The 19,557-nt window shown below is 36.8% G+C and carries 20 protein-coding genes; 12 read left to right on the top strand and 8 right to left on the bottom strand.

The features are described from left to right. Nucleotides 1-33: 33 nt before the first annotated feature. A complete protein-coding gene (locus G5B37_RS11830) occupies nucleotides 34-1,107 on the bottom strand; it encodes an aminotransferase class V-fold PLP-dependent enzyme (protein ID WP_164680234.1) in 1,074 nt (357 codons plus the stop codon). A gap of 61 nt (nucleotides 1,108-1,168) precedes the next feature. Between G5B37_RS11830 and G5B37_RS11825 the strand changes: the two genes are divergently transcribed. The 4 genes from G5B37_RS11825 to fabD all read left to right on the top strand — a co-directional run bounded on the left by G5B37_RS11825 (nucleotide 1,169) and on the right by fabD (nucleotide 3,941). Then, nucleotides 1,169-1,642, top strand: coding sequence for a 2TM domain-containing protein (locus G5B37_RS11825; protein ID WP_164680233.1), 474 nt, complete (start codon nucleotides 1,169-1,171; stop codon nucleotides 1,640-1,642). Next, nucleotides 1,639-2,121, top strand: coding sequence for a dihydrofolate reductase (locus tag G5B37_RS11820; RefSeq protein ID WP_164680232.1), 483 nt, complete (start codon nucleotides 1,639-1,641; stop codon nucleotides 2,119-2,121). The genes G5B37_RS11825 and G5B37_RS11820 overlap by 4 nt, the downstream gene beginning before the upstream one ends. A gap of 28 nt (nucleotides 2,122-2,149) precedes the next feature. Continuing rightward, nucleotides 2,150-2,995, top strand: coding sequence for a fructosamine kinase family protein (locus G5B37_RS11815; RefSeq protein ID WP_164680231.1), 846 nt, complete (start codon nucleotides 2,150-2,152; stop codon nucleotides 2,993-2,995). A gap of 64 nt (nucleotides 2,996-3,059) precedes the next feature. Next, complete coding sequence (gene fabD / locus G5B37_RS11810) at nucleotides 3,060-3,941, top strand: ACP S-malonyltransferase (RefSeq protein WP_164680230.1); 882 nt, start codon at nucleotides 3,060-3,062, stop codon at nucleotides 3,939-3,941. Nucleotides 3,942-4,004: 63 nt separating this feature from the next. Here fabD and G5B37_RS11805 read toward each other — a convergent pair whose 3' ends face one another. From G5B37_RS11805 to G5B37_RS11795, 3 genes are all read right to left on the bottom strand, one after another. After that, a complete protein-coding gene (locus tag G5B37_RS11805) occupies nucleotides 4,005-4,196 on the bottom strand; it encodes a hypothetical protein (RefSeq protein ID WP_164680229.1) in 192 nt (63 codons plus the stop codon). 121 nt (nucleotides 4,197-4,317) lie between these two features. Further along, entirely contained in the window at nucleotides 4,318-5,589 is a 1,272-nt protein-coding gene (locus tag G5B37_RS11800; RefSeq protein WP_164680228.1) for a metal-dependent hydrolase family protein, read from the bottom strand. Between the two features lie 61 nt (nucleotides 5,590-5,650). Further along, nucleotides 5,651-8,449 (bottom strand): tail fiber domain-containing protein, encoded by a 2,799-nt coding sequence (locus tag G5B37_RS11795; protein WP_164680227.1) that lies wholly within the window; start codon nucleotides 8,447-8,449, stop codon nucleotides 5,651-5,653. A 449-nt stretch (nucleotides 8,450-8,898) separates the two neighbouring features. Here G5B37_RS11795 and G5B37_RS11790 point away from each other — a divergent pair, with 449 nt between their 5' ends. Both G5B37_RS11790 and G5B37_RS11785 read left to right on the top strand, forming a co-directional pair. Beyond that, a complete protein-coding gene (locus G5B37_RS11790) occupies nucleotides 8,899-10,785 on the top strand; it encodes a sensor histidine kinase (protein ID WP_164680226.1) in 1,887 nt (628 codons plus the stop codon). After that, complete coding sequence (locus tag G5B37_RS11785) at nucleotides 10,782-11,423, top strand: response regulator transcription factor (protein ID WP_164680225.1); 642 nt, start codon at nucleotides 10,782-10,784, stop codon at nucleotides 11,421-11,423. Before G5B37_RS11790 ends, G5B37_RS11785 begins: the two co-directional genes overlap by 4 nt. 2 nt (nucleotides 11,424-11,425) lie before the next feature. On the opposite strand, the gene galE is transcribed toward G5B37_RS11785, so the two are convergent. Both galE and G5B37_RS11775 read right to left on the bottom strand, forming a co-directional pair. Beyond that, nucleotides 11,426-12,448: a UDP-glucose 4-epimerase GalE gene (galE, locus tag G5B37_RS11780; RefSeq protein ID WP_164680224.1), complete on the bottom strand. Its 1,023-nt coding sequence runs from the start codon at nucleotides 12,446-12,448 to the stop codon at nucleotides 11,426-11,428. After that, the gene (locus tag G5B37_RS11775; RefSeq protein ID WP_164680223.1) at nucleotides 12,449-13,606 is read right to left on the bottom strand and encodes a DegT/DnrJ/EryC1/StrS family aminotransferase; all 1,158 of its coding nucleotides are present in this window, start codon (nucleotides 13,604-13,606) and stop codon (nucleotides 12,449-12,451) included. A 181-nt stretch (nucleotides 13,607-13,787) separates the two neighbouring features. Here G5B37_RS11775 and G5B37_RS11770 point away from each other — a divergent pair, with 181 nt between their 5' ends. Then, nucleotides 13,788-14,975: a 3-deoxy-D-manno-octulosonic acid transferase gene (locus G5B37_RS11770; RefSeq protein ID WP_263649796.1), complete on the top strand. Its 1,188-nt coding sequence runs from the start codon at nucleotides 13,788-13,790 to the stop codon at nucleotides 14,973-14,975. Here G5B37_RS11770 and G5B37_RS11765 read toward each other — a convergent pair. Continuing rightward, the gene (locus tag G5B37_RS11765; protein WP_164680221.1) at nucleotides 14,965-15,618 is read right to left on the bottom strand and encodes a DUF2461 domain-containing protein; all 654 of its coding nucleotides are present in this window, start codon (nucleotides 15,616-15,618) and stop codon (nucleotides 14,965-14,967) included. The genes G5B37_RS11770 and G5B37_RS11765 overlap by 11 nt on opposite strands. 117 nt (nucleotides 15,619-15,735) lie before the next feature. Between G5B37_RS11765 and G5B37_RS11760 the strand changes: the two genes are divergently transcribed. Both G5B37_RS11760 and G5B37_RS11755 read left to right on the top strand, forming a co-directional pair. Further along, nucleotides 15,736-15,981, top strand: coding sequence for a hypothetical protein (locus G5B37_RS11760; RefSeq protein ID WP_164680220.1), 246 nt, complete (start codon nucleotides 15,736-15,738; stop codon nucleotides 15,979-15,981). A 21-nt stretch (nucleotides 15,982-16,002) separates the two neighbouring features. Further along, nucleotides 16,003-16,245 (top strand): hypothetical protein, encoded by a 243-nt coding sequence (locus G5B37_RS11755; RefSeq protein WP_164680219.1) that lies wholly within the window; start codon nucleotides 16,003-16,005, stop codon nucleotides 16,243-16,245. 46 nt (nucleotides 16,246-16,291) lie between these two features. Here G5B37_RS11755 and G5B37_RS11750 read toward each other — a convergent pair whose 3' ends face one another. Next, complete coding sequence (locus tag G5B37_RS11750; protein WP_404814781.1) at nucleotides 16,292-17,137, bottom strand: XRE family transcriptional regulator; 846 nt, start codon at nucleotides 17,135-17,137, stop codon at nucleotides 16,292-16,294. A 24-nt stretch (nucleotides 17,138-17,161) separates the two neighbouring features. On the opposite strand from G5B37_RS11750, the gene G5B37_RS11745 reads away from it, so the two are divergent. From G5B37_RS11745 to G5B37_RS11735, 3 genes are read left to right on the top strand one after another with little or no spacing between them, the layout of a single operon-like run. Continuing rightward, nucleotides 17,162-18,448 carry a putative DNA modification/repair radical SAM protein gene (locus G5B37_RS11745; RefSeq protein WP_164680218.1) on the top strand — a complete coding sequence of 429 codons (1,287 nt, stop codon included), beginning with the start codon at nucleotides 17,162-17,164 and terminating at the stop codon, nucleotides 18,446-18,448. Next, nucleotides 18,445-19,215 carry a TIGR03915 family putative DNA repair protein gene (locus tag G5B37_RS11740; protein WP_164680217.1) on the top strand — a complete coding sequence of 257 codons (771 nt, stop codon included), beginning with the start codon at nucleotides 18,445-18,447 and terminating at the stop codon, nucleotides 19,213-19,215. The genes G5B37_RS11745 and G5B37_RS11740 overlap by 4 nt, the downstream gene beginning before the upstream one ends. A 46-nt stretch (nucleotides 19,216-19,261) precedes the next feature. Then, the gene (locus G5B37_RS11735) at nucleotides 19,262-19,534 is read left to right on the top strand and encodes a hypothetical protein (RefSeq protein WP_164680216.1); all 273 of its coding nucleotides are present in this window, start codon (nucleotides 19,262-19,264) and stop codon (nucleotides 19,532-19,534) included. Nucleotides 19,535-19,557: the final 23 nt, after the last annotated feature.

The following is a 19,557-nucleotide window of genomic DNA, read 5'->3' as shown; positions in this document are numbered from 1 at the left end:
AGCAGAAAATACTAGTCTCAAATTTAAATTTTCTTAAAGCACTGAAAGAAGTTGTTGCAGATCGTCTTGGGTGTTATAAATATGAAATCCAACACGTATTCCATCACCACGCTGTGAGGCTATAATCTTTTGTTCTCTTAATTTCTGAAATAACGTTTCATCACCTTTTATACTGAAAATGGTACTATGTGTTTTTCTTTTTGCTGAAATTTCCTCTAATATGCCTCGTTCGGCAAAGGCTTCTTTGGCTTTGGAGGTTAATTGTTGAAGTGAATCTTCAATAGCAGCTATACCTATGGTTTCTAAAAACCGAAGACTTTCCCCTAAACTCCCATAGTTCAAAGTATCTTGGTGCCCAGGTTCAAAATGCTTCATAAATGGCAAATTGTGACGATTTCCGAAGTTAGCATCAGCCGAATTAAAACCAATTGTATTAGGATTCAATTGTTCTTGTTGTTCGCTCTTTACCATAAATAGACCATTTCCGTAGCCAGACAATAACCATTTGTACGCGCTTGCACCAAGCACGTCGATCGGACTTTCAGTAAAACTGAAATGCTCTGTACCCAAATACTGTGTACCATCTGCAATAAGCATAAGCTCTGGGTGGTATGCCTTAAGTTGGCGAAGAAAATTAAAGTCTATTTTTATTCCGGTTAAATACTGAACAATACTAAAAGCAAAAATATCTGGTCGATGACGCGCAACAGCTTGTTCTATATTCTGCTCTAGATTTTCATCGATAGTAGCATAACAAACATCGAAACCTCTCTGCTCAAAAGCCCAATTTATACTCGGGTAATCACGATCTAGAAGCAATACTTTTTTGTCTTTTGAAACGCCTTCCAAAAGTGTATTTAAGGCAAACGAAAAATTAGGAACTAAGGCTATTTCTTGTTGTGAAACTTCAAAAAAACCGCATACCCTATTGCGCACTTCTGCCAAAATCGCCCTATGCGTATCCCTAAAAATACTTCCTTGCTCCAGTAATTTCTTATCATGATTACTACGCCATTGCACGAGCGCTGTTGAAAGTAAACCAGCAGATGCGGTATTTAAATAGGTATGTGTTTGTGTTGCTGGAAACAGTTTTCTTAAATCTTCCATAACTGGACTGTTGAAACGGTTAAAAATGGGTATTTTTACGTGAGACTAAAGGTAACCAACTATGTTTTCAAAAACCAACAAAAAGGAAAGAATAGACGCAGACCAACGTGAGCAATACGAATATGCACGAAAACGAATCAAACAGAAAAAGGGGTTGATGCGTCATTTTATAATTTTTCTTGTGGGCTCTGTTTTACTTTTAGTAGTAAACCTAGTACTAAAGAAAGGTGAAGACTTTTTAATTCCACAATGGTCTGTTTGGGCTGTTTTACTTTGGTCATTTTTACTACTAATCCATGTTTTTAATGTTTTTGTGACCAATAAATTTATGGGCAAAGAATGGGAGGATCAACAGCTTGAAAAATTGAAAAATTTACAACAAAAACGTATCGATGCGTTAAAAAAGCAGGCGCTACAAGAAGCTACCGTAGAAGAAATAAAGGCGACCAGAGAAACCGAGACTCCTGCTTCTACAGATCACACCCTTGAACTAAAAAAAAACAATCCAAACGAATTACCCCCAGAACAAACATGATTACAATGATTGCCGCCGCAGGCGAAAATAATGAGCTTGGCAAAGAAAATGACTTAGTGTGGCATTTGCCAGACGACTTTAAACGCTTTAAACAACTTACAACGGGTCATTATATAATTATGGGCCGTAAGACTTTTGAATCTTTCCCAAAACCACTTCCAAATCGTACCCACGTTGTAATTACTAGAAATACAAACTACAGAAAAGATGGCGCTGTGGTAGTACATTCGTTAGATGCTGCATTATTGAAAGCTTCTAGTGACACACAACCCTTTGTAATAGGAGGCGGTGAAATTTATAAAATGGCTATGGAGGTAGCCGATAAAATTGAACTTACACGTGTACATGGCACTTTTGATGCCGACACTTATTTTCCAGAGTTAGACAAAGACACATGGGAGCTCGTTTCAGAAGAGTTTCACGACAAAGATACCCGCCACGACTATGCCTTTACCTATGAGACCTGGGTAAGAAAATAAGCGACCGTAAAACGAATAGTTGAACACCATGCATTCTATTTTGAACGAAATAGCCGAGCGAAATTCATTAAAACTGATTGAATTTCAATCGCTGGCGGGTGGTGATATAAATGCTGTCTATCTTCTGAAATGTTCTGAAGGTAATTTTGTGGTAAAACTGAACGAAGCTGCAAAATTTCCAAAAATGTTCCAAGTTGAAGCAAAAGGTTTGCAACTTCTAGAGGCTACAAATAGTTTTAATATCCCGAAAGTTTTAGACCTTGGAGAAATAAAGGCGCAAAGCTACATTTTATTAGAATTTGTCGAAAAAGGAAGAAAAACACCTGATTTTTGGTCGGTTTTTGCTGAAAATCTAGCCAAAATGCACAAAATCACGCAGCACGACTTTGGTTTATCACACAGTAATTATATTGGTTCATTAAAGCAGGTAAATGGTTTTGAAGAAACTTCGGCAGCCTTCTATATAGAGCAACGCTTAAAGCCGCAGTTTGCATTAGCATCTAAGAATGGTTTTAATTTTGAAAACCTTTCCTCTTTTTTTCAGAACATTTCGGATGAAATTCCGAATGAAGCACCCTCATTCATTCATGGTGATTTGTGGAATGGTAATTATTTAGTTTCAGCAACCGGTAATGCTGTTTTAATAGATCCTGCGGTTGCGTATGCCTCTCGTGAAATGGATATTGCAATGATGCACTTGTTTGGTGGTTTTCCGCCTACCGTTTATTCTTTCTATCATGAAATTTTTCCTTTAAAATCTGGATGGAAACAACGAATACCAATTTTTCAACTGTATTATCTATTAGTACATCTTAACTTGTTTGGGCGTGGCTATCTTTCGCAGGCAAAATCAATCGTAGCTTCTTTTTCTTAAGTCTCTTTTACAAATTTCGGAAAGGGGATTTTTTATATTATTTTTACCAGCAAAACCAACGATAATGAAAGCATATATATTCCCAGGACAGGGCGCCCAATTCACTGGAATGGGACAAGATCTTTACGAAACTTCTGCAAAGGCAAAAGAACTATTTCAACAAGCCAATGATATTTTGGGCTTCGATATTACCAAAATTATGTTTGAAGGAACGGCAGACGAGTTAAAAGAAACAAAAGTAACCCAACCTGCTATATTTTTGCATTCAACAATTCTTGCAAGTGTACTAGGAGATAACTTTAAACCCGATATGGTTGCGGGGCATTCGCTTGGAGAAATTTCGGCTTTGGTTGCTAACAGAACGTTGGCATTTAGCGATGGTTTAACATTGGTTTCAAAACGTGCTCAAGCCATGCAAAAAGCTTGCGAATTAGAACCATCTACCATGGCGGCTGTTTTAGGTTTAGAAGATCATTTGGTAGAGGCTATTTGTGCAGACACACCAGGAACCGTAGTTGCTGCAAATTACAACTGCCCCGGACAGCTAGTAATTTCCGGAGATATTTCAGCAGTAAATCTTGCCTGCGAAAAATTAACAGACGCTGGCGCAAGACGTGCATTAATATTGCCCGTAGGTGGCGCTTTTCACAGTCCGTTAATGGAACCTGCCAGAGAAGAATTGGCGGCAGCAATTAAAAACACCACGTTTACAGCTCCTGCCTGCCCAATTTACCAAAACGTATCTACCTTTGCGGTGAATGACCCTGCTGAAATTCAAAAGAATTTAATATTTCAATTAACAGCTCCAGTAAAATGGACACAGAGTATTCAAAACATGATTAAAGATGGCGCAACCGAATTTATAGAGGTTGGTCCAGGAAATGTTTTACAAGGATTAATGCGAAAGATAGACAGAAGTGTAGCTACTGCAAAAGCAGCTTTATAGTTTGTACTAGATAAAGAATTAAAAAAAATCCCGAGCTTTTAAAAGTTCGGGATTTTTTAGGTTTTAAGCACTTATTATACAATCATCACAATCTTTGACCTCACCATAATAGGTTTCGCGGTATTTGTGAAGTGTTTTTACAGGTATATTAAAGAGTGTTTTTTGAATGTAGATCACCTTCGCGGTCATCATACCCATTTTTTCTGAAAATCGTTTTTCTTTCTTAGTCTTTCTTCGGACTGATACTAGTTGCATTGCTTTGATTTTAATTATACTGCAAAACAACTAATTAGAATATCCAATCCCAAAATGCCATTGTTAAACCTTTGCTAAGTCTTTGTTAATGCGCTTTACAGATGTACGGCTTTAAAACCTACTATTGCTTATATATCTTACCTTCTTTCATCACGAAAACCACGGTTTCCATTGTTTGTATATTCTCTATTGGGTTGTCTTCTACTGCCACAATATCTGCAATGAACCCTGCCTTTAACTGCCCTAATTCGTTTTCCATGCCTAACAATTTAGCATTTGTTATGGTAGCAGATTGCAAAGCAAACATAGGCGACCATCCAGACTCTACCATATATCTAAATTCTTTGGCATTTTCGCCATGCGGAAAAACTCCTGCATCTGTACCAAAAGCTATATTAACCCCTTGCTGACTTACCATTGCAAAAGTCTTTTTTAATTGTGCGTCTATAGCTTCAATCTTCGGGATAATAATTTCTGGATAATATCCTGGTATTTTAGCCTTTTCAGCAACATATCTTCCTGCAGACAAGGTGGGCACTAAATAGGTGCCATATTGCTTCATGAGTTGTGCTGTTTCTAAATCCATTAAAGAGCCATGCTCAATGGTTAAAACACCCGCTATTATTGCTCTTTTCATTCCTTCAATCCCGTGTGCATGTGCCGCTACGGTCATTCCGTATTCTTTTGCGGTTTTTATAATTTCATTAAGTTCTTCCTGAGTAAATTGTGGGTTTTCACCGTTTTTACTTACACTCAACACGCCTCCAGTGGCAGTAATTTTGATACAGTCTGCCCCATTTTTATAGCGTTGTCTCACTGCCTTTCTGGCGTCATCGGGGCTATTTATTACTCCCTCGGCGGGACCTGGGTCACCCATAAGTTCTTTTTTTCTCCCGTTAGTTGGATCTGCATGTCCGCCTGTAGTTGCAATTGCTTTTTCTGCTGTAAAAATCCTAGGCCCAGGCACTTTACCTTTTGCAATGGCATTTCGCAAGGCCACGTTTACGCCACTCCCCCCTAAATCACGTACCGTAGTAAAACCAGCCAATAAAGTTCTATTAGCAATGTCTGCCGCATTAAATGCAACATCGGCGTCGTTGAGCGTAAAAGGTTTTAAGTAGTTATCTGGACTCGTTTCACTTTCAATATGAACATGCATATCTATAAGACCAGGAAGCACGGTCATATTTCTAAGATCAATAATTTGATCATCTTTTTTGCGAGAGGCAATGTAGCCGTCTTCAATACTGTTGATTTTGTTTCCAGAAATAATAATTGTTTTTTCTGAAAGCATCAAGCCATTTTTTGAATCTAGGATTTTTCCGCAGTGCAGATAAGTTTGCTGAGAAAATACTATTTGAGTAATAAACAGCGTAAAAATTAGAATTCGCATGATGTTGTTTTTTACGAATGTACTGAAAATCTTATGCACTCATTTTAAAACGCTTCTCTTCTTACTCTTTTAATAGCAGTTTTTCTAATTTTTCTAAACGTAATTTTAGTTCAGATTGTTCCTTTTTAAGTTGAATATTTTCTTGATTAAGTTCTTTAATTCCTTCAATTAAAAGAGGAGTAATCCCTGCATAGTGAACAAAGTATTCGTTGTCTTCTGAAACCTGAACTGCTTCAGGTAAAATCTTTTGAAGTTCTTGTGCTAGTACACCAGAAGTCTTTTTCGGTCTTTCTCCCTTAGAACGTTCTGTGCTATTTATTTTATATTCATATGTATATCCGTTAATCTTATTTATTTTATCGAGAGAAGCACTTATAACGTTAATATTCTGCTTCCTTCTACGATCTGATGCTTGAACGTATTGCCCAGAATTATCGATATAGGCGAGCTCAGCATTATTGTTAAATGGATTTCCATCACTATCTCCCCAAAAATCTTCGTCTAATACTCTAAAGGCTCTATTGTTATCTGCAGGAGACCATACCGTCACGCTATTGCCATCTAAGTGAATCCCTCCGGTTTCTGTACCTCCTTCTTGACTCGACAACATTATGTGATTACCTCCACCACCAAAATCGATAGTAGCATCAACCCCATGTACAAAAGAATCATCATTTTGTAGTAGCCCCTTTTGTGTAGTGATATTTATATCGTTAATTTGAAAATCTCCATTAACACGCACTACGTTAGTATCAAATTCGCCATAGACTAGCGGACTGCTTGTGCTTGAGTTTTCAATATAAAGACGATTACTGTTTGTCTCTGAAGCACCTGATTGATACCCTAAAAACACATTTCCAGTTACCGAACCGCTATTAAGTCCAGAAGAATGGCCAATCATCACATTATTTGCGCTGGTATAGGTTGTTCCAGAACTACCCAATGCCGCCAGACTTCCGATATAAACATTGTTAGTTGATGTTGTATGACGTAAAGCAGAGAAATACCCCAAGCTCACATTATCACTTCCGGTAATATTCTCTTGCAGAGCACCGCTTCCTATAGCAACATTATTATTTGCCGATGTAGCATGAAACAAAGCCACCACTCCCATGGCCACATTATTTGCTCCAGAAGAGTTATCCCGTAAGCTTCTCGACCCTACCGCAATATTATTATCTCCAGTAGAACCATACCACAGCGCTCTGTTTCCTATGGCAGTATTTTGAGACCCTGTTGTAATATATTGCCCAGCATAGTGCCCTAATGCGGTGTTGTTACTTCCTGTAGAATTACTTCGTAGTGCTGTATTACCAAAAGCGGTATTCTCAGTACCTGTTGATATGCGTAGTGACTCATTACCAATAGAAAGATTTGACGTTTCTAGCGACCCAAAATTAGTATTATTTCTTCTAAAGGAAATATCAACATCATCTATAGTACCCATAAAATTAACGGAGGCATCTGTACCGGTGTTTCCAGTAAGTGACCAATCGTTCCCTGATAGGCTTGAGGCATTTATCCAACTTAATGTCCCAGAGCCATCGGTTTGCATTACTTGATTAGCAGTACCATCTATCGAAGGAAAAGCATACCCTGTTGTTGCTGGATTTCCTGATTGAATGGTTCCATTTATTCGAAATCGGTTTGTATCAAACTCTCCGTACACCAAGGGGCTGGTAGTACTAGAATTATCTATAACCAACAGATTTGAAACATTGGTTAGGGTTGAGCCAGAGTCATTCCCGATAAACACATTAGATGCGCCATTTAGCTGTCTTCCCGAATTTGCTCCTAATAGCACGTTGTCGTTTCCCATGTCACCATTTCTTCCCGCTTGGTTACCAATAATAGTATTATCGTGTCCAGTGGTTGTAAATATGGAGGCAAAGTATCCCATGATTGTATTTCCAGAACCTGTATTTCTAAGCCCTGCCTCTTTACCTACTACAGTATTATTGCTTCCCGATGTGTTAGAAATTAAAGAACCTAGTCCGATTGACACATTGTTAAAGCCATTATTAACAGACAATGCACTTTGTCCAATAGCCAAATTGTTATTAGGCGTATTACCGTGTCGCAAAGCACCATTTCCGATTGCTATATTTGCGTTCCCTGTTGTATTGGAACTCAGCGCGTGAAATCCTAATGCCAAAGAACTAGTGCCAGTTGTCGCATTTGTTGAGGCATACGGACCAATAGCTATGGCGCCAATAGTACCTTGATATTGCCTTAATGCAGACAACCCAATTGCGATGACAGAATTGCCAGTACTAACACCGGTTCCGGCATTGTTTCCTAACAAAATATTTGAAGCCCCCGTTGTAATATTACTTCCAGAACTATCACCAAAAAGTAAATTTCCGTAGCCAGTGGTGAGAGAAGATCCTGAAAGATTGCCCCATCTAACATTTGTACTTGGGCTTTGTAAACTTCCATTTGCATCTATTTGTAATCGTTCAATATTATTAGTTCTGAAAGCAAGAGAAACGTTGTCTGTTGTTCCTAAAAAGTTAGTTGCTGCATTCGTACCTGCATTTCCAGGCAATAACCATCCACCTACCGAACCAATTGAAAGTTTCTCCCAAGATCCAGCGCTATTATTCCAGATATAAATTCCGGGTGTATTCACGCCAACAGTAGATCTTAAGTACACCAACATACCGTCTTGATCTAATCCCGGGTTTGTAGTTGGAAATATGTCAATCCTAGGTATTAACAATCCATCGGATGCTAAAGGATTTGTAGCGTCACTTGCCGCAATATCTAAAATAGCATTTGGAGTTGTGGTGTTAATCCCAACTTGGGCTAACATGGTGAGATTCACTAGCAATGTAAACAATACTATTCCTTTTTTCATAATACAAATTTTATATAAACCCGCCCTCCTACAGGAGGACGGATTTAAGTTAGCTAGTGGTTAAGTTGCTGTGTGATCTAGAGATTTGGTTTTGGGGAACCAGTTCATTTAGTTCTTAAAATAGATCTAATGTGTATAATTTCTTAATTACAAAATAGTTACATCAGTCTTTAACGTGTCTTTTCAACTCTTTACTAATTTATTGTTGACTTCATTTATTTTTGAATGAGGCAAATTAAACTTAAAGTATGGCGTCTATGGTTTTAGTTACTTATATAAATGTTCATTTGCTTCCGGAAAAAGAAAGATGCTGAATACGAGTCTTAAAACAAACCTTTTCATAACTTTATACTTAGTTTTATTTACTAGCAAATCTAGTTTAGGGCTACTTTTTATATCTCATGGAAATCAACCAAAAAATGAACTAGTGGTAAACCACTAACTATACTATGAAATACTTTCACGCATTTGTAATTATTACGTTTGTAGTTATTACAAAAACTCACGGTCAAAAAAATATTGATAGTACAGTTGTCAAAAAAATAAAACTATTAGACTCTATCGCCAGAATCAATCCAAATGAAAGCCTTAAAAATTTAGAAGACTTTTATGCTAGCAATAAAAAAGCACTTGAAGATTCCCCTCTTGGTTTAGAACAAGTTTATTATGCCTTTGCCAAGTATCATTATTACATCTATAAATATGATAAAAGCATTAGTTATTCGAGAAAAGGAAAAAAACTAATTAAAGACAATAATTTAGACACACCTACATACTACTACGACAATATGATGGGTAGTATCTATGGGAATCAAAAAATAACAGATTCTGCTGCCCTCTATTTTACTAGAAGTGCTGACGCCGTTGCGAAAGAAGGAAAATTTGGATATGCTGCGCAGATAAATTATAACATTGCGTCTTTATATACAAACGACTTTAATCTCAAAGATGGTTTTATATATTTTAGAAAAAGTTTAGCATTCTACGACAAGATTCCTGATTCATCAAAAGGCCCCGATTTTTCATTTATGATGGGTAATATGGCATATGTATATGAAAAGGGAGATAGTTTAGCTCGAGCTAAAACATTGGCAAAAAAGGCTGTTGAATACGGTGAAAAGTTTAAAGAAAAAAATGGATTAATTTTCGGAAATCTGACGCTTTCAGATATTTTCAAAGACACGAATAGAATGGACAGCGCTTACTTTTATAGTAATAGAGCCTACAAGCTTGCAAGACAATATTCTTTTGAAGATTTCTATCCTACAACGGCAATGCACCTTGCTAAATTTAAAGCTCCAAACAATAATTCTGAAGCCATACGGCTCATGGAAGAAATTTCCATTAGTCGTGAAGACAGGGCGTTAAACTGGCTGGGTAATGTAGATAAATTTTCCGCAGAGTTATATACCAAGGCTGAAGATTATAAAAAGGCAAATTTTCACCTTAACAAGTATGCCCGGTATCAGGACAGTATCAATAAAAATGAAACTGAACTCAAAGCCGCTAATATATTAGAAAAGTACAAGGCGTCTCAAAAGGATTTAACAATCGCTCAACAGAAGGCAAAGATTACTGAAAAAGAAAATCAGAATAAAATCATTGCAATTATTGTAGCGGCTTTAGCAATGCTCCTCATCGCATTATTTTTAATCTTTCGACAACGACAAAAAACACAAAAACAAAAGATTAGAGTGTTAGAGAATGAAAAAGAGAATGTAGCACTTCGTTCTTTAATGGCAGGAGAAGAAAAAGAACGCAGTAGAATTGCAAAAGAGCTACACGACGGGTTAGGAGGAATTCTAGCCGTTAGTAAAATGCATGCGAGCACTCTAAAGAAAAACGAAGTAAATGCCGAAGGACTGGAAAAGCTAACTAAATTATTAGATACAGCTTCTCAAGAATCGAGACGTATTTCGCATAATTTATTGCCAGAGAACCTAATTACAAAAGGATTAGACACAGCGCTTAAAGAGTTTGTTAATTCTATAAACGAAAGTAATTTGTTAGATACAACATATCAAAGTGTCAATCTTTCTGAATCGCTACCCCAATCGTTTCAACTAAGTGTATATAGAATTATTCAGGAATTATTAAATAATATTATAAAGCATTCTGAGGCCTCCCAAGCATTAATTCAATTACAGCAGGATGCTCACAAGCTTACCCTCACTGTAGAAGATAATGGCAAAGGATTTTCAAATCAAAAAGCCTCGGAAGGTATTGGTTTAACTAATATTAAATCCAGATTGTCACTTTTAAAAGGCAAATTAGAGATAGACTCTAATGAAACTTCTGGAACATCAGTATATATTGAACTACAATTAGAAAAATGAAAAAAATCTATAGAATAGCAGTATTAGATGATCACGCATTAATTCCAGAGGCGATAAGAGCGTTACTAACTGGTCAAGAAAAATATCAGTACACGCAAGGATTTAAGTCATCTGAAGCACTCATCGAATATTTAAATAATGATAATTTCATTGATGTTTTACTATTAGATATTCAATTAGATGGTGAGGATGGTATACATTTATGCGAAAATTTACACGGTAAGTTTTCAGACATAACTATTATAATGCTTTCTAGTAATACGCAAAGCGCCATTGTCATGGACGCTCTAAAAAAAGGAGCCAAAGGATTTTTACCTAAAAATATTGATGATATCACGCTAATTGAAGCTTTGGATGAAACTTTATCTGGAAAAACCTACATCCATAAAGAAATCTCCTTAATTCCAACGATAACTAAAACAAGTCAATTCGACTACATACCAAAACTTACAAGACGAGAAAGAGAAGTGCTAAAACTTATATTAGAAGAAATGACTACTTCAGAAATTGCGTTAACATTACATATAAGCGCAAGCACGGTTGAATCACATCGTGCAAGCCTTTTCAGTAAGACTGGTTCTAAAAATGTTGTAGGGCTTATAAAGTTTACGCTGGAAAAAGGTTTATTGAGTGCGTAATTCTAATTTAATCCTCTCACCTTTTTCTCCCATTCCCAGGCAGAACGAAGCGCTACTTTAATATCATACTCGGCTTTCCAGCCCAGCTCTTGGTTTGCTTTAGTGGTGTCGGCATATACAGCAATAATATCCCCTTGTCGTCTATCTACAATTTTATAATTCAATTTTACGCCTGTCACTTCTTCAAATGCAGCAACAATTTCTAAAACACTGCTACCCTTACCTGTACCTACATTAAAGATTCTAAATTTTTTAGAATTTTCTGCTCTAATAAGTCGTTCAATAGCCTTTACGTGAGCATTTGCCAGATCTACGACATGAATATAATCTCTAATACAACTTCCGTCTGGTGTTGGATAATCATCCCCAAACACTGAAAGCTGGTCACGCACCCCGGCCGCAGTTTGAGTAATAAATGGAACTAGATTTTGTGGTACTCCCACAGGTAACTCACCGATAAGAGCAGAATCGTGCGCGCCTACCGGATTAAAATAGCGCAATGAAATTGCATTGAATGCAGAAACATCACAAAAGTCTGAGATTATTTCTTCACAGATTTGTTTCGTATTTCCGTAGGGAGAAATTGCCTTTTTAATAGGCGCCTCTTCATTTATAGGTAATGTATCTGGTTCTCCATAGACCGTACATGATGAACTAAAAATAAAGTTAGCTATACCCCGAAGCTTACATTCTTGTAATAGATAGACAAGACTGGCTACGTTGTTTTCGTAATATAACAACGGATTTTCAACACTTTCACCAACAGCTTTACTAGCAGCAAAATGTATAACCCCTTCAATGTTTTGATATTTTTCGAAAAAAGAAGATAGCTCATTCTTATTGCGTACATCTAACCGTTCAAACTCTGGTGGGGTTTTGGTAATTTGAGTTATACCCTCTAAAGTTTCAATTGTTGAATTGGAGAGGTTATCTATAATAACTACGCTATAACCGTTTTGCTGCAGTGCCACTACAGTGTGTGATCCTATGTATCCAAGACCTCCAGTTACAAGTATTTTTTTCATCTATCTAGAAACAAAATTAATTACTGTTTCAGTAATAAAATTTATTTGTTCATCGTCTAATTCAGTATGCATTGGTAATGATATCACCTCTTTTACTAAGCTATTAGTAACTGCAAAGTCTGCTTCGTTGTAGCGTGAATCTGCGTATGCCTTTTGAAGGTGTAACGGTATTGGATAGTACACACCACACGGAATTCCTTGTTCATTTAAATGAGCTACTAAGGCATCGCGGTCTGCGTCCAGAATACGTAATGTATATTGGTGAAACACATGACAATCACATGTTTCGCAAATACTATTTCCAGAATCACAATAACCGGTTGGAGTAACAATGCCATCAATACCCTGAAGAGCTTCAGAATACTTTCTTGCAGCATTTCTACGCGCCGTATTATAGCTATCAAGATGCGGTAATTTGGCTCTAAGAATTGTAGCCTGAATAGAGTCTAGTCTCGAATTAACCCCAACAACGTCGTGATGATATCTTACATACATACCATGATTTACAATTCCTCGTATGGTATGTGCTAAATCATCATCGTTGGTAAAAATTGCACCTCCATCTCCGTAGCATCCAAGATTTTTTGAAGGGAAGAACGATGTAGAGGCTACATGGCCTATCGCACCCGTTTTTGTCTTAGTTCCATCTTTAGAGGTGTAGGTAGCGCCAATTCCTTGAGCATTATCTTCAATAACATACAAGTCATGTTTCTTGGCAAGCTCCATAATAGCATCCATATTTGCCGCTAAGCCAAATAAGTGTACCGGAACAATAGCCTTGGTTTTAGGCGTAATTGCTTTTTCTATTGCTGAAATATCTATGTTAAAATTAACAGGATCCACATCAACTAGCACTGGTGTTAATTGTAAGAGTGCAATTACCTCGACGGTAGCCGCAAAGGTAAAATCGGCTGTTATCACCTCGTCTCCCGGTTGTAACCCTAATGCCATCATAGCAATTTGAAGAGCATCGGTACCATTAGCACATGGTATCACATGCTTTACCTCAAGGTAATCTTCAAGTTCTTTCTGAAATGCATGGACTTCAGGTCCATTTACAAAGGCAGTTGATTCAATAACATCGAGAACCGACTGATTTACCTTTTCCTTGATATGCTGGTATTGGCCTTTAAGATCGACCATTTGAATTTTTTTCATGAAATACTATTAATTTTACACCTGTAAAAATACGAAAAACACACCGTGAAGCCATATTAATTAAAGAATAACCATAGCTGTATTAATTTTGGTAATTTAGCCTCCTGTGCACACGCTTTACAACATAGCTATACACATTGCTACATTTTGTCTGTGGGTTTCTCAAATCTTCAGCAAGAAGATGCGCACATTTGTAAAGGGTAGAAAGACAACATTTAGCACCCTTACAGAACAAATTTCGGCAACAGACCAGACTTTTTGGTTTCACTGCGCCTCCTTAGGAGAGTTTGAACAAGGGCTTCCAATTATGGAAGCTATGCGACGCTCTTTTCCATCTTATAAAATTGTAATTTCTTTTTTTTCTCCTTCAGGATATGAAATCAAGAAAAATACACCCATTGCAGATTGCGTAGTATACCTACCCATGGACACACCTGCCAATGCTCATAAATTTATCAAACTAGCCCACCCCACTTTGGCCTTATTTGTTAAGTACGAATTTTGGCCCAACTATCTCTTTCAGCTTAAAAAACAAAAAATTCCAAGTGTTTTAATTGCTGGCCTTTTTAGAAATGAACAAGTTTTTTTCAAATCCTACGGAAATTTTATGCGCAAAGCACTTGCTAGTTTTAATCACATTTTTGTTCAAAATGCAAGGTCTCAAGAATTGCTTGAAAGCATCCACATACAACAAGTTTCCTTAAGTGGCGATACCAGATTCGATAGAGTATCACAGCAAATAGAGCAAAACAATAAGCTTGAGTTTATGGAAAGCTTTTTAGGTAATGCGCTTTGTGTTGTATGTGGAAGCACATGGGTAGAAGATGAAAACGTATTACTTTCATTTATAAATGAAGCGCCGCAACATGTGAAATTTGTAATAGCACCACACAAGATTGATCCTGCAAAAATTGATGCGCTAAGAAAGAAACTGAAGCAGCCATCACATTTATATTCAGGTGGAGTGGAAGATCAAAGTGCACTTGAAAATACCAAAATTCTTATTATAGATACCATCGGTCTGCTTACGAAAATCTATAGTTATGCCGATGTTGCGTATGTAGGAGGTGCGATGGGTTCTACGGGACTTCATAACATTTTAGAGGCTGCAACTTTTGGCGTTCCCGTACTTATCGGGCAGCATTACAAAGAATTTCCTGAAGCTATTCGTCTACAGTCGCTCGCAGGGCTTTTCTCCGTAAAAAACGCTGAGGAGTGTAGTGCAATCTTGACGAAATTAACAACTAACACCGCTTTCAGAAATAAAACAGGAATGATTGCAGGCCATTTTGTAAACAGCAATACGGGAGCCACGGCTATCACCTTAGTCTATATAGAAAAGTTGATGGCTGAATTTTCTAAACGGTAACCGCCTGATTTAAATACCTTCTAAACGGTAGTAATTCTTTGTAAATTTCAATCACGCGATTCTCAAAATTGGGATGTATCACTTCCTTCTTAGTAAGTTGAACACTTACGGCAAACGACCGTCTACGAAGTAAGTCTATATGTCTATGGTCTCGCGAAAAACCTTTAGGTGCAGTTTTAAGTGGGTTATCATCTAGCAAACCACCAAACATATTTTGAAAACTTTTTTTGTTCAATATTTTTTTAAACTCATCACCATTATAATCTATCGCCTGCCGTATACTTTTTAGTGTTTTGGAGGAAGGGTGCCAGTAGCCTCCACCAATAAATGACTCATTTGTGCCCAAATGAATATAAAAATCACCTTGCTTACTCACTTGATCTAGACCTGCGCCAAAATGATCTTTATACACTGGTTTGTTGGGGTGAAATAGGAGGTTATTATTAATTCTATTTATTGCTTTTTTTCCTGGAGTGTCGTAATAATTAGTATCTAATATTGCCAACTTTATATTTAAAGCATCTAACCAATTAATATATAAATCACGAACATTATGGTATTCAGATCTATTGGCATCCATCCAATCTTTAGCGTTGTTTTTTTGCAGTTTGCACAAAAAATCATAGAGCAATGAGAAATTCATAAGTCTTTTAGTTAAAAGTACTTAAATTCATCACGTTTTAAAACTTTAATAAAACTTTACCACTGTTGATATGTTAATTCCTGTAGATTTGTGTCATAATTTTAACAAACCCTAATTATGAAAAAAGTAATTTTAAGCCTTGCTGTAGTTTTCACTCTGAGCACAGCATTTGTTTCTTGTAGAGAGACAAAAGAGACCAAAATTGAAGTCGAAGCAGATGATGTGGCAGATGACGTTGAGGACGCCATTGACGACGCTGGAGACGCTATTGAAGATGCAGCCAACGAAACTGAGGATGCTATCAACGAAGGTGTTGACGAAATAAAAGAAAACACCGGGACAGGCGGTACAGACGACAATTAAACTTGTATAAACCATCAAATTATGAAACGATTAATTATTGCAACATTTGCAATCGCAACCATCACTGCAAGTTTTACTTCGTGTAGAGATACTGAAGAAAAAACTGAAAAAGAAGAAATTCTTGACGAAGCTCGTGAAGAAGGTGCAGACATCAAAGTTAAAGATGGTGGCGATAAGATAAAGATTGAAAAAGCAAACGGTGATGAAGTTAAAATCAAAACCGATGACGGCAATGTAAAAATCAAGACCGACGACAATTCGTAATACGAATTAAAATAATGATTAAACGGCTTCATTTGAAGCCGTTTTTTTATGTATTTAAGTTGCTGATTTGCCCTTTTAATTCTTCCATAGATTGCTGTAATTGTCGTAACAACGTACTTTCTGAAGGCTCATCTAATCCAAAAGAAAGTTTACTGTTCACCATCCAGAGTTCTTGAATATTTTTAACAGGCACTTCTAACGGAATATACTCCGGATTTAAAGAAATGAGCCTTACTTTCTCTGGAGCATTCGCTACTTTCTGTAGTTTTTTAACTAGAACAGAGTCATTTAAAACTACAATATAAATCTTGCTATCGCTTGCCTCGGCTACACTAGGAACTGCTTTGCCAAGAACCCATTCATTGGGTCTTATATTAGGGAGCATACTATCTCCTTCCACTTGAAAACCTCTGTACGTTGCATTGCGATACTGTGGCAATGGAATATTGAATGCTGGCAAAGTTTCATACCAAGAAACATCGTGAATGTTTTGAGGATACCCAGCGGCTGCCTTCTGATTTACTAAAAGAATACGCTCCTTATCTTCAGAATCTAAGGCAATAACTTTCGGGCTTACATTACCGCCATTCACATCTACATATTGGGTAAAACTTTTACCAAAAAGCCACAGCGGATTTATATTAAACTGACGTAACAATTCCATCACCACCTTGCCAGATAATTTAGTTTTACCACGCTCAATGTCTGCAGTGGTTGCACCTATTTCTAAAATTTCAGCAAAAGACTGCTGAGTATGATGCTGCTCTTCTCGCACCTTTTTAAACCTACGAGCTTCTATAGAAAGTTTCGAATCCATCTTCGAATATACTATAATTTGGATATTTTCCAAAATAATTACAGGAATATTTCCTATAAAAAGGAATAGTTCCATAAATTTGTATAATTTCCAAGACGTATGAATTTCGACAGAATAAAAGAAAAACTAACTATTTTGGCAGATGCTGCTAAATATGATGTTTCATGTGCTTCTAGTGGCAGTAAAAGAGCTAATAAAAACAAAGGACTAGGTAACAGTACCGGCATGGGAATTTGTCATACCTATACAGAAGATGGTCGTTGTGTTTCTCTATTAAAAATTTTACTTACCAATCATTGTATTTTCGATTGTGCCTATTGTGTAACACGAAAAAGCAACGACATAAAACGTGCGGCATTTAAAGTACAGGAGGTAGTAGATTTAACCATAGCCTTTTATCGAAGAAATTATATTGAAGGTTTGTTTTTAAGTAGTGGTATTTTCAAAAATGCAGACTACACCATGGAACGCTTGGTATTGGTAGCTAAAAAACTTCGAGAAGAAGAAAACTTTAATGGATATATCCATCTAAAATCTATTCCAGATGCCAGTGACGAACTCATGAGACAGGCAGGTCTGTATGCAGATAGACTTTCCGTAAATATTGAAATTCCTACTGAAAAAGGTCTAAAACTGCTTGCTCCCGATAAGAAACGTGAAGATTTTATAAAACCCATGCTAAAGGTTAAGAATGAAATTATTCAGTATAAAGCAGAAAAAAAGAGAATTAGGAGTACACCATTGTATGCACCAGCAGGACAAAGTACGCAAATGATTATTGGTGCGGGAGGCGAAACCGATGCCGAGATTATGTATACCTCTTCTTATTTCTATAAAAAGTTTAATATGAAGCGTGTATATTACTCTGGATATGTCCCTATTAGCTACGATAGTAGACTACCCGCAATAGGCACAGATGTGCCAATGTTGCGAGAAAATAGACTCTACCAAACAGATTGGTTACTTCGATTTTATGGTTTTGACATTCGGGAACTCTTAACTAAAGAAAATCCAAACTTAGAGAGCGATATAGATCCAAAACTTAGTTGGGCATTACGTAATTTAGATGTATTTCCTTTAGATATTAACAAAGCAGACAAACAATTGCTAGCACGTATCCCGGGAATTGGCATGAAATCGGTTCATAAAATTCTACATGCAAGAAAGTACCGAAACTTGAATTGGGAGCACTTAAAAAAAATTGGGATTTCTCTAAATCGCGCTCAATATTTTATCACTTGTGAATCAAGGCATTTTGAAAGCAAAGATCGAACAGCGGCACAAATAAAAAGTCTAATTCTTTCTAACTCTAGCAGCAAATTTCAAAAAACATACTCGTCACAATTAAATTTATTTACCGCACATGACGGGCTACAGACGGCATGAAAATAATTTTAAAATACGATGGTAGCTTCGAGGGTTTCTTAACGGCCGTATTTGAGGTCTACGAACAAAAAATTGAGTGCCCGTCTATTGAGGCTTCCCAACGTTTTGCTGAAAATTTATTCGATGCTATAGAAGTCATTTACACAGACGAAGCAAAAGCCAAAAGAGTTTATAACGGATTGATACCTTTTTGTAAGTCATCAGGACTGTTAACAATGTATCGTGCTTTTTTAAGTGAACAACAGGGTATTGAAGATGCTTTACTTCATTTAATTATGCGTTCCTTATCTGAAAAAAAAGCAGTTCTCACAGATTATTCAGATCCCTATATTTTACGTATTGCCAAAACTGTTAAAATGGTAGATAGAGAAAAACACAGGATGGATGCGTTTATACGATTTCAACTTACAAAAGACGGACTTTATTTTGCAACTGTAGAACCAGATTTTAATGTGTTGCCGTTGCTCATTGGCCATTTCAAAAAACGGTATGCCGACCAGCGGTGGCTGATTTATGACATAAAGCGAAATTTTGGTTTACACTATGATTTAAATAATGTTGACACCGTAGTTTTAAATGACAAACCTTTGTCTATAAATGGAGCGAAGAATGCTTTAATTTTTTCTGAAAAAGAACTTGCGTTTCAGTCTCTTTGGAAATGTTATTTTGACAGCACCAATATTAAGGAACGAAAGAATATGAAGCTACATTTACAGCATGTTCCTCGACGATATTGGAAGTTTTTAAGTGAGAAATTTATCAATTGAAAAAATTGAATTACATTTATGGCTTATTAACAAAAACCAACCCATTATGAAAAAAGTATTATTAAGTTTTGCTGCGCTTTCACTTGTTTTTTCAATCTACTCTTGTAGAGAGACTACAGAAGAGAAAGCTGAAGATGCAGTAGAAGCTGCTGTTGAAGATGCAGAAGAAAATTTAGAGGCTGCTGGAGATGCTCTTAAAGACGCTGCAGAAGATGCTGGAGATGCTGTAGAAAATGCAGGAGATGCTCTTAAGGACGCTGCTAACAACACAGTGCGCGAAGTAGAAGAGGAAATAGAAGGAACAGACGATTCTAACTAATTTTAATGTAAAAACATTAAATG

Origin of the sequence: Rasiella rasia, assembly GCF_011044175.1 — a bacterium.
Classification (GTDB): Bacteria; Bacteroidota; Bacteroidia; order Flavobacteriales; family Flavobacteriaceae; genus Marinirhabdus; species Marinirhabdus rasia.
Note: the sequence above shows the minus strand (reverse complement) of the source record. Positions and strands in the feature narration are given on the sequence as shown.